At 65.9% G+C, this 10,670-nt stretch carries 7 protein-coding genes and 3 tRNA genes; 2 read left to right on the forward strand and 8 right to left on the reverse strand.

Annotated elements, in window-relative coordinates; all coding sequences use genetic code 11:
* From NTX40_00770 to NTX40_00795, 6 genes are all read right to left on the reverse strand, one after another.
* On the reverse strand, positions 1–1,632 hold a 1,632-nt coding region (locus NTX40_00770), incomplete at its 3' end, for a right-handed parallel beta-helix repeat-containing protein (protein ID MCX5647626.1).
* Positions 1,633–2,131: 499 nt separating this feature from the next.
* Positions 2,132–4,540 (reverse strand): hypothetical protein, encoded by a 2,409-nt coding sequence (locus tag NTX40_00775; GenBank protein MCX5647627.1) that lies wholly within the window; start codon positions 4,538–4,540, stop codon positions 2,132–2,134.
* A 620-nt stretch (positions 4,541–5,160) separates the two neighbouring features.
* A complete protein-coding gene (gene speY, locus NTX40_00780; protein ID MCX5647628.1) occupies positions 5,161–6,324 on the reverse strand; it encodes a deoxyhypusine synthase in 1,164 nt (387 codons plus the stop codon).
* 208 nt (positions 6,325–6,532) lie between these two features.
* Positions 6,533–7,660: a type III PLP-dependent enzyme gene (locus NTX40_00785; protein MCX5647629.1), complete on the reverse strand. Its 1,128-nt coding sequence runs from the start codon at positions 7,658–7,660 to the stop codon at positions 6,533–6,535.
* A 119-nt stretch (positions 7,661–7,779) separates the two neighbouring features.
* Entirely contained in the window at positions 7,780–8,772 is a 993-nt protein-coding gene (locus NTX40_00790) for a histone deacetylase (GenBank protein ID MCX5647630.1), read from the reverse strand.
* Between the two features lie 235 nt (positions 8,773–9,007).
* A tRNA-His gene (locus NTX40_00795) sits at positions 9,008–9,084 on the reverse strand.
* A gap of 139 nt (positions 9,085–9,223) precedes the next feature.
* On the opposite strand from NTX40_00795, the gene NTX40_00800 reads away from it, so the two are divergent.
* Positions 9,224–9,314: transfer RNA gene (locus NTX40_00800), tRNA-Ser, on the forward strand.
* Between the two features lie 90 nt (positions 9,315–9,404).
* Positions 9,405–9,545, forward strand: coding sequence for a hypothetical protein (locus NTX40_00805; protein ID MCX5647631.1), 141 nt, complete (start codon positions 9,405–9,407; stop codon positions 9,543–9,545).
* A gap of 129 nt (positions 9,546–9,674) precedes the next feature.
* Here NTX40_00805 and NTX40_00810 read toward each other — a convergent pair.
* Both NTX40_00810 and NTX40_00815 read right to left on the reverse strand, forming a co-directional pair.
* A tRNA-Ser gene (locus NTX40_00810) sits at positions 9,675–9,766 on the reverse strand.
* A 744-nt stretch (positions 9,767–10,510) separates the two neighbouring features.
* A partial coding sequence (locus tag NTX40_00815; GenBank protein MCX5647632.1) for a hypothetical protein occupies positions 10,511–10,670 on the reverse strand: 160 nt, incomplete at its 5' end.

Raw genomic sequence — 10,670 nt, forward strand, 5'->3', positions numbered from 1 at the left:
GCCCTGCGGCCGCAGGATGGTGTTGCCGCGCAGGACGACGCCATCCGCGCAGCCGACATGGATGGCCGCGCCGTCGGCGTCGGCGATCGTGTTGTTCTCGATGACGATGCCGCGATGCACCCCCGGGCCGGCCAGGCGCGGGCCGACCTCCGCAAACAGGTCAATGACGCCCGCCCGCCGCGCGGCCCCGAAGTTGCACCGGCTGAAGCGGCTGCCCCGGATCGTCACGTTCCGCGTACCCAGGCCCTCCCACCAGTAGTTCGCGTCGCTACAGATGTGAAGGGCCGCGCCCGAGATGTCCTCGAAATCGCAGTCCTCGATAACGACGTCGCGGGTCTGGACGAGCATGCCCCGCGCACGGTTCTGCCGCACGGTGCACCTCTGGATCCGGACGGACGGCGCCGTGCTCGTGTTGGCGACGACGTGGCCCTTGGCCACCTGGGCGGGCAGCGCCTCCGTAAAGTGCACCACGGCGGCCTTGCCCGGCGCGTCTCTTTCGACAGCCGCCACGGTGACCGCTGCATAGGGGACCAGCGGGTTCTCGCCGCCGCCGAACTCCAGCACGTCGCCCTGCCGGGGCATCGCGGGCCACCCGCCGCCGCCGCGGCCCATGACCAGTCGCACGGTCCGCTCGTCCACGCGCTCGCGGACGACGCTGTACATCAGGTGGAAATTGGTGGCATCGTCGCCCATCCGCTCGAAGAGGCAGTCTTCGAACGTGATCCTTCCGCGGCAATTATTGAAATGCGTGGCGTCGGCCTCGGTGGTCATCCACCGGCCCGAGCCGGGCTTCACCTCGACCCGGAAGTTCCGGAGCGTGAAGTCCTTGCACGAGTCCGCGTACAGGCCCATGCCCGGGCAGGCGTAGACGGTCACGTTCTCCAGGCGCACGTTGTCGCAGCCGATGACCGTGAAGACGTTCATGCCGTAGATCTGGTGGCGGGCGATGACATTCGCGCCGAGCGGCGGGACCGCGCCGGGCTGGCTCACGAAGACGCGCATCACGCCCGGCGACACGAGTTCCGTCGGCGTCCGGCACTCGCCCTCGCGCTGGTAGTGGTCGAGGCCGCGGCGGGCCATCCGGCCCTCCTGCGGATCGAAGCCGAGGACGCCCTGGATGAGCACGCCGGCGCGAGCGACGTGGGGCGCGACCGCCTCCAGATCGAAGGACTTCTCGCCCCGCGCGACGACCTTGCCGCCCGTGAACGGCAGCGGGTCCCAGTCGAACTGGAGGTTGCGGATGACCAGGTCGGCCGAATCGCCGTCGAAGCGGAACATCTCGGCCAGGTCGTGGCCGACGAGTTCCGCCCCGCCGCCGTCGATCGTCACGCCGCGCAGGCCCTTGGCCACCACGCTCGGGCCGTGCGGCACGCCCTGCGCATCCTTCTTTCCGCCGAACAGGTCGTAGGTCCCCGGCGCCAACGCGAGCGTCGCCCCGGGCTTTTTCGCGCAGGCCTCCAGCGCCGCCTGGAAGGCAGGGGCGTCGTCCTTCCCGTCGTTCGGCACGGCGCCGAAATCGGTGACCTTGAGGGCCTCGCCCGCCGGAGCGGCCTTGGCCATCATCAGCAGCAGGGCGGCCGCCATCCAGCCCAGCGCGGCCGCCTGCAACCAGCCGGGGCGCAGGGAAATCATGGTCGCTCTCCTGGCGAAGGCCGGGCCAGGCCCGGCCCTGTACCCAGAGAACATACCGGGCCGGACGGCGGTTTCAAGCGAACTTGCTTGACAAAGCGCCGGGAAAAAACGAGTAGTGCGGGGGCACGTAAACGACGGAGGCCCGGGGCCGGAGCCTGGCGGCGGCCCGGGACGGCCGCCACGCCAACCGCTTTCAGGGAGAGGAGCGTAGATCTATGGACAAGGTTCGCATCGGTATCATCGGCGTCGGACAGATCGGCAAGTGGCACGTCACGAGCTATTCCAAGATCCCCGGCGCGCCGGGGCTCAGGCGGACGAGATGGCCCACAAGATGGCGGGCAAGCCTGGAACTTGGAACTGCTGTTGTTGCGGCAGGAGGAAAAGCAGGATTGGGGGGCCGGAAATGCCTGTCCCCGGAAATTGGAAAACCGAAATCAGTATTGCGTCCCCCGAATTCGGCGTTCTCTTCTACGAGTGAGCGGGGCCGTTTGTCGGAGGGTTATGGCGCCTCGGCAGTCTGCGAGGCGATGAGCGCCTGGATGTTGGCCGCCTCCTCGGCCCCCATTCGTTCGCGTTTGGCCTGGTAGCGGGCGTACTTTCCCTTGTCGGCGTCGTTCCAGGTAGCGGCCTCGGTGTAGTCGCCGCAGAAGGGGACCAGCAGGTCGATCCAGCAGGCGATTTTTTCGAGTTCCTCCCCGCCGAGTTGCACCTTGTTGTGGCGTTCCTCGAGCATCGTCGGGAGTTTGCTCTTGGCGGCGCCGGCGAAGTAAGGCGGCAAGATGGGCGGCACGGACTGGACGTTCAGCCAGTTGACGATCTTGTTGGGCGTGCCGTTTTGGGTCAGGTTGAGATAGGACTCGAACCAGGCGCGCTTGGCCTGCGGGTCGGCTTTTTTGACGGCCTGGAGGCTGAAGGGCTTTTCCTTCTCGCCCGTATGGCACTTGATGCAGTGCCTGTCGAGGATCGGCTGGATCTCTTTCGGAAACGAAAAACCTCGCGGCGGGCCGTAGAAAGGTTCAAGCGATCGGGGACCGATGCGCATGGCGATGGTAAGTGTGCCGATGGCGGGGGCGGAGTTCTTGTCCTCGTGGCAGCCGACGCAGGAAAAGTTTTCCCCCGGCTGGAGCGTGGACCAGGAACGCATGCTCTGGACGACGTGGCCTTTCGCGTCGAGCAACTGGAAATAGACGGGCGTGCGGGCGGGGACGACGAACAGCGCCGAGCCGTCTTCCTCCACCGGCACGGAGCCGAGGACGCGCTTCACGTCCCACGAGCCGTTGCTGACGGCCACGGGCGTGCTGACCAGCGCGCTGCCGGCCGGGCCGCCGTTGCCGTTGTTCCCGATGCCTGCCGCGCGGAACTCCAGGGCCACGACGCGCAGCCGCTTGACCGTCCCGCGAGGAACGCCCGCCAGTCCGGGTCCCACGTACACATCCTGCACGTAGTAGGTTCCGGTTGTCTTGCGGTAATCAACCGCGCTGGGCCGCCTGTGCGGCACGGGGCGCGGGGCGAGCGGCACGGGCTGATTGCAGGAGATCTTCGGGTCCCAGGCGAGGAGTTCCCGCCGGCCGTCGATGTCCATCAGGTAAATGCCGTGGCCGGCAAGGCCGCCGCGCGCGGAATGGAGGGGGGCGTAGGTCATGAGGAATTGCGTCTCGCTCAAAGGGTAAGGGTACTGGAACTGGTCGCCGTCCTGTCCGTAGGCGTCGATGCGTTCGGCGTTGGTTTCCCGGACGGGGGCGATGAGTTGGACGCCGGCGTTTTCCTGGCGGCCCCTGGCCGGGTCGATGACAGCCAGTTTGCCGCTCTGATCGCTGTGATGGCCGGTGGCGACGGCGACGACCTTCTGCGTCCCCGGAATGCCCCGCGCGTGGATAATGGTGGTGGGGAACCACGAGTTGTTGCCATAGAACTCCGTCTGGCCCGTGCCGTCCGGGTTCATTTGAAAGAGCGGCTGGGGGAACAACTGGCCGCGGTCGTTGTAGTCCCATCGGGTGTAGAGGACGCGGCCGTCGGGCGTGACGGTCGGAAAGTTCGTGTGGACCTGGTCGAAGGACAGGCGGCGAAGAAACCGTCCATCCTTGTCGCAGGTGTAGAGGTTCGAGACCTCGGTCCACCAGCAGTCGACGGTCTGAACGCAGCGCGTGGAGTTGAAAAGGATGTCGCCGTTGGGCAGGTAGCATCCCTCGTAGTCGGCGAATCCGAGGCCGTCGGTCAGTTGGCGGACCGTGCCTGTGGCCGCGTCCATCTCGTAGAGGTGGTAGTCGTCCTCGCGGTCGCTCTTCTTCCAGGCGAAGAGGATCCGCGCGCCGTCGTATGAGACGTCGGGGTTGCGGATGACGCCCCGGGCGTCTTCGATGAGCGTGCGGACCTCACCGTAAAGGCCGCGCTGTTCGAGGACGCACAGCGCCCCGCCGGGAATGTAGTTTCGCTCGGCCTGGGCGTCGCTCTGGGCCTCGGTGTAGGCGTAGTGGCTGCCGTCCATGTTGAAGTGCTTGGCGAAGACGATTCGCTGCCACTTTGCGAGGAGCAGCGCGAGCCGCTTCGCCCGGCGCGCCTCGCACGCCTTCGTGTAGAGATCGCGCCACCGCGGGTCGTTGCCGGGCACGTTGCCCGCGGTCAGCCGGGCGAGTTCTTCGCCGAGCGCCTGGCCGCCGGGGCCGAGTTCCTTGAGGACGGTCTCGACCGCTTTTGTTTCGCCGGCCGCGCCCGCCGTGCCGGTGAAACAGTTCTTGGCGTCGCCGCCCGCGTCCTGAAGGAGCCAGTCGCGGAAGACCGCCGAACGCAGATCGGCGCCGAGCGCCGGCACCGGGGAACTCTCGTTCTTCGCCGGCATCGGCGACGCGAGGGCAAGAAGCATCGCCAGCACGAGCAAAACGGTTGCGAGGTTTCTGTTTCGGCTTCGCACGCACGCCCCCGTCTCAAGAGTTAGCTTGTCCCCATGCGCTGGACAGTTTCCGACCTGGAATAAGGTGGAACCGCCGCCATGGGTAACGTTCCCGCTGCTGTTGCGGAGGGAGCCCGAAGGGCGACCGAAGCAACAGCAGCACTCTCGGCGACGGAACACCCGCCGCCCCTGCCCGCCGACTTGTCCGCCATAGTCCCGGCGCGCCGGGACGACGGCGGAAGTTCACCCGCCCGTGGCGGGCCTTGGCGAAGGCAGGTGCCTCGATTCTATGTCCGCCCCGCCGGCCGTTTCCGCGGCTGAGCGGCAGGTGGATTACGCCTTCTCCCCGACGGGTTCCGTTACAGGTACACGCCCCCCCTCTCCCCCCATTTCTCCGTTCGCCGCTGGTCGGCGAATAGGCGAGTCATCATCTCTGTGGCTTCATTACATATTTGGCTAAGATGCTGTTTCATAACCCCCTCTCCCTTGATGGCCCGTCGAGAGCCTCTGGGTCGAACGAGAGAGGGAAGGGGTGAGGGTGAAAAAGACCTTGGAAAGCCCACTATGCCCCCTCACCCTAGCCCTCTCCCACCGGGGGAGAGGGAATTGAAACAGCCTCTAAACTTGGCGGCTCGAAATCACTACTTGTTGTGCGCGAAGTATTCGCGGACGAGGGATTCCATGAGTTCCGCGCGTCGGCGGTAGAGGCGCTTCAGTTTCCGCTTCCTGTGGCGCGCGAGGGCGTAGTGCGTGAAGATCGGAAGCGCGATGGTCGTGTCCGCGTAGCAGACGACGGCATCGGGCAGGCGGTTCGGGTCCACCTTGCCCCAGGAGACGGCCTCGTGCGGCGTCGCACCCGAGAGGCCCCCGGTGTCCGGCCGGGCGTCGGTGACCTGGAAAAAGTAATCCTGGCCGACCTCCTTGATGCGCAGGATTTCCTGGATTTGGGGCTCGGTCTGGAGCATGAAGTTCTTGGGGCTTCCGCCGCCCATGAGGACGACCGCGCTCTTGCCGCCGGAGCGCTTGGCCGCCAGGACGATACTCGTGGTCTCGTTGACATCAATCGAAGGATTGATGCGGAGTTTGTTGCCGCGGAGTTCGACGCCCGCGACGTTCATGCCGATCGTCGAGTCGCCCGGGCTCGAAGTATAGACGGGCAGGCCCGCGCGGTAGGCGGCGGCGAGGACCGAAACGTCCTTGAGGCGGTTCTTCTTTTCCCAGTCGGCGGCGTACCGGCCGAGGAGGTAATGCAGTTCCGCCGTCCCCATCTCCTTCTGGAACTCGGGCTGCACGAGGATGCGGCGGAGGATCTCGTCGGTCGCCATCAGGCAGTCCGTGTAGCCGAGGAGGACATCGTAGATGCGGACGACGTCGTTCTTCCTCAGGTCGGCGTCGTCCACCAGATGCGACCCGACATGGAGCGGGAGGTTGAAGGCGAAGTGGAGGTCGTGGTAGAGGTTCGCGCCGGTGGCGACGATCCAGTCCACGAAACCCGCCTTGATGAGAGGGATGACCGAGGAGCACCCCAGGCCGGCGGGCGTCAGGGCCCCGGCGAGGCTCATGCCGACCGTCACGTCGCGCGCGAGCATTTTTGTGACGAAAAGTTCGCACCCCTCTCGGAGGCGTGCGGCGTTGTAGGCCAGGAACGTCTCGTCGATGAGGTCGACGAACTTTTCGCGGCCGGTGATGGGTTTGGGCATGATCCGCCGGCCCGAAAGGTACGCGTCCTTGCGGGGACACTTCTTCTTGCGGAGCCAATCCGGCAGTTCCGTCAAGTCCTTGCGGGTTCGATGGCTTCGTTTCATCGCGGGTTCCTTCGCTGGATCAAACCTTCCACCTAGTTCTACAACGCTATCTCAACGCAGAGAGCGCAGAGACCGCGGAGAAAACCGAGGCCTGGGTAACAACAAACAGCAGTCAACAACGGACGCCTTCCCTTTTCGTCTTTACCCAATTTGTGCCGTTCTCTGCGTTCTCGGCGCTCTCTGCGTTGAAGAACACAGCGTAGTAGTACTAGGACACCAGAACAACCTGGGCGGGCTCGAAGCCGTTGAACCGGCTCGCGCTCGCCACGCTATAGGCGCCGATGTTCTCGACGTACACGATGTCGCCGATCTCGAGTTCCGGCATCGCCTCGCCCCGCGCGATGATGTCGAACGAATCGCACGTGGGGCCCGCCAGGGTCGACAGGCGCGTCGGCCCGTCGCGGACGGCCTGGAACCGGTAGGCGGCATGGTCGAACACCAGGCCGCTCAAGGACCCGTACACGCCGTCGTCCAGGTAATACCAGTGCTTGTTCTCGCGGATGGCTTTGCCGATAATGCGCATGACGAGCGTGGCGGCGGGGCCGACGAGAAAGCGCCCGGGCTCGGCGATGACGCGCACCGAAGGTTCGAACAGGCGCTCCAGTTCGCGCGAGATGACCGACGCGATTTCCTCAAACTGGTCCTCGCCGTGGTTGGCGTTCGGGATCGGGAACCCGCCGCCGATGTCCAGAATCTCCAGCGGAATCTGCTTGAGGCGTGCGTCGCGGAAGAGGATGGCGGCGATCTCGAGGGCCTCGATGTAATTCTCGACGCGCGTGCACTGGCTCCCGACGTGGAACGCGACGCCCGCCGCCACGAGGCCCATCTGGTGGGCCTTGATGAGCATGTCGATGGCGTCGGCCGGAAGAACGCCGAACTTCAGCGACAGTTCCACCGCGCTGCCGACGTTCGGCACTTTGATGCGGACGAGCGAGCGGGCGCCCGGGGCGGCCTCGGCCAGTTTGTCGAGTTCGTACTCCGAGTCGAACGTCATCAGGTCCACGCCGCGCTTCGTCGCCGCCGCGATCGCCTCCGGCGGCTTGATGGTGTTGGCGAAAATGATTCGCGACGGCGGCGCGCCCGCCGCCAGCACCGCTTCCATCTCGGCCTGGCTGGCGACGTCGAAGCCCGCCTTCTCCGCCACCATGAACTTGATGACCTCGGCGTGCGGGTTGGCCTTCACCGCGTAGAACGGTTCGACGCGCGCGAGGGCCTTGCGGAAACGCTGGAGTTGCGCGCGAAGGGCCGACCGGCTGATCACCAGCAGCGGCGTGCCGTGATGCCGCGCCAGCGCCTTGAAGCGCCGCCCGCCGTCTTTCGCCGTCCGCCTCGCCATGGACCTTTCCTCACGAGAACCCGACCACCGGGCCGTGGAGTTTACCCCGCGCGGGCGCGCTCTGCAAGCGTAAGTCGGCGGACGAAATGCGGTCCTGCCGGACCGGCCTTGCGGCAGGCTTACTTGGTGTAGAGTTTTTCCTTCGCCGTCGGCCGGCGCGGGGGACGGGAGGCTCCGTGTGCGAGGCCGTACGTTTCAATGGTGCGGCGAATGCTGGCACACTGGACGTCCCACGCCTCCCGCGTGTACCCGCCGCCGAGCGTTACGACGACGGGCACGCCGCGGCGGACGGCCTCGTCGATGACGCAGGCATCGCGCGCAACGATGCCCGCCTTGGTCATCGCCAGGCCGGCGAGCGGATCGCCTCGCAGGGTGTCGCAACCGGCCTGGAGAAAAATGATGTCGGGCCGGGCCCGGTCCAAAACCGCGGGCAAATGTTCCCGGAGGATCTTCTGATACGCCGCGTCGTCCGTCCCGGGCGCAAGTTCGACGTCCAGGTCGCTCGTCTCCTTGGGCACAGGATAGATGTTGCCCTGGTGCATGGAGAAGGTGAAGACGTCCGGGTCGCCGGCGAAGCAGACGGCCGTCCCGTTCCCCTGATGCACGTCGAGGTCGACGACGAGGGCGCGGCGAATGAGGCCGTCGCGCTGGAGGACGCGGATGGCGACGGCCAGGTCATTGTAAATGCAGAATCCCTCGCCGGCGCCGGGCTTGGCGTGATGGTAGCCTCCCCCGATGTTGATCCCGATGCCGTGCTCCAAGGCCAGGCGCGACGCGAGGATCGTTCCGCCCGTGGCGTAACGAAAAGGCTTGAGGATCTGCGACTCAACCAGGCCGGCCGGCAGCGCTGCCACGAGGGGCGCTTCGAGGTACCCGGCGACGGCCTTCGAATCCTTGAGGCTCTCCAGGTACGCAGGCGTGTGGACGAGGAGGATCGAATCGCGGTCGGCGGGCTCGGGCACGAAGACATCTTCCGGACGGATGAGCCCGGCGGTGTTGAGCGCGAGGTAAATCTTCGCGTACTTGCGGATGTCGAACGAGTGGAGTTTCTCCGCCCCGCCGAGTTCCACCTGATAGCGCGCGGAGTAAACGACGGCCACACGGTCGTTCATGACATGCCCCTCCCGCGGCGCCTTCACGGCCTTGAAGGACGCAGGCCGGATGCAGGTGGCGCTCCCATAGACGAAGGCCGCGGCAGCCGCGGCGAAAAGTAAGAGAAGCGCGCGACGCCGCCAGATACGGGCCAACCCGTTTCGCAGGCCACGGTTCGGCACGCTCGCCCCCTCCCACGTTTGACGCACAAACAGAAAAGGGTCCAGGACCCTTTTTCTTCGACGCCTAAGAAAATGGGGTGAGCGAGGGGATTCGAACCCCCGACCCTCGGGACCACAACCCGATGCTCTATCCAACTGAGCTACGCCCACCGCACGAAGCGTCCGGTATTATGGTGGCCCAGGGCGGCGCCGTCAAGCCTTCCCGGCCGCGCGGCGAAAAAGGGTCCGGAACCTTTTCCGGTTCAGGCGATTGCAGACGGCCGCCCGTGCCGATAGAGTGGAGAAGCGCGGAGAGGTGCCCGAGCGGTTGAAGGGACCGGTTTTGAAAACCGGCGTGGCCCTTGTGGTCACCGGGGGTTCGAATCCCCCCCTCTCCGCCAGTTCTTGTTGCCATCGGCCTTGGCGTTTCCGCTCTCTCAATCGCCCCCCCCGAAAATGGAAAATGGTGTCTGACCCCATTATTCCTTCGGGTGGACGAGGAGTTCCGGACGAGCGCGTCGGGCGTGTTTGCGGCGGGCGACGCCGTCGCCGGCGCGTCCCTGGTGGTCCGCGCCATCGACCAAGGCCGGCGCATGGCCGAGGTCGTCGACCGATTCCTCCGCAGCGCCTGATAGCCGCCGACCCATGCCGGCGCGAATCGCCGCCCGCGTTATAATGCGTTCCGCCTGACCAGCACACCCGCGCGAGAGTCCCATCGGAAACCGGGCGGCCGGCGGGGCCGCAAACACCCACCAAAAATCTGGCGGAGAGGGGGGGATTCGAACCCCCGGTGACCAATAAAGGCCACGCCGGTTTTCGAAACCGGTCCGATCAACCGCTCTGGCACCTCTCCGCGCCAACTACAACCCTTTGAGCGGACACAAGTTACATCCCGTCACGACCCTTCGCCGATCACACGCCACGGCCCAAAGCCGACAATACAGGCTGTAGCCACGCAGCCTATCGCGTCAAGGGCCTTCGCCTAATTCTACAACGCTATCTCAACGCAGCGTAGTAGTACTAATCCAATGGTGACGAGCGGCAGCAAGAATGCCGCAGCCAATCCCGGCGCGCCGGGATTGCCGCCCCCAAAGGCCCCCCGAATCTCCTCTGAAAGTCTCGGGCCTTCGATTCCCTCCCCGTCCTCAGGCTCTATGGTATCCGGCGCTGCTATCCTCGTCAAGCCAGCATGCCAGACGTGTCAACGCAAAGTAGAAATGTCCTCTTTCCCGCAAAGTAGAAATGTCCGCTTTTTTTGGAAGGGCTGGCGCCAAGGGTGATCGGCCGCAGGGCGTCGGGGGGCGGGGGCCGGAGCGACGGGGCGTTCAAACGCGGAACCTTTCGATTTCGGATTGCCGTCAGGCCACGGCACGCCTGCCGTGCCAGGGCGGATTTCGGATTTCGGATTGAAAGGCAGACGTCAAACGACAACGGATTCACGGCGAGATCCCTCGATCCCGGCGCGCCGGGACTCCGGCGGGGAAAATTGCGGCCCTCCTCCGCCCTCTCGTGGTTGGCAGGGGAGTCCCGCAGATTCGCCCCGGTGAGACTGGGGCTCATCTGCGGGCGTTAATGGCATACGGCGCGCGGGGAGCGATTAGCGGGCGAGGTGGATGAGGAGGACCGACAAGTCGGCGGGGCCGATGCCGGCGATGCGGGCGGCCTGGCCGAGCGAACGCGGGCGGATGCGGGCGAGTTTCTCGCGGGCCTCGGCCCTCAGGTGCGGCACGGCCGTATAGTCGAGGCCGGCGGGGATG

It is taken from the genome of Planctomycetota bacterium, assembly GCA_026387035.1.
Taxonomy (GTDB): Bacteria; Planctomycetota; Phycisphaerae; order FEN-1346; family FEN-1346; genus JAPLMM01.

Coding starts and splice junctions, on each gene's coding strand:
- speY (MCX5647628.1), bottom strand. CDS start 6,324: ATGAAACGAAGCCATCGAACCCGCAAGGACTTGACGGAACTGCCGGAT.
- NTX40_00785 (MCX5647629.1), bottom strand. CDS start 7,660: ATGGCGAGGCGGACGGCGAAAGACGGCGGGCGGCGCTTCAAGGCGCTG.
- NTX40_00790 (MCX5647630.1), bottom strand. CDS start 8,772: ATGAACGACCGTGTGGCCGTCGTTTACTCCGCGCGCTATCAGGTGGAA.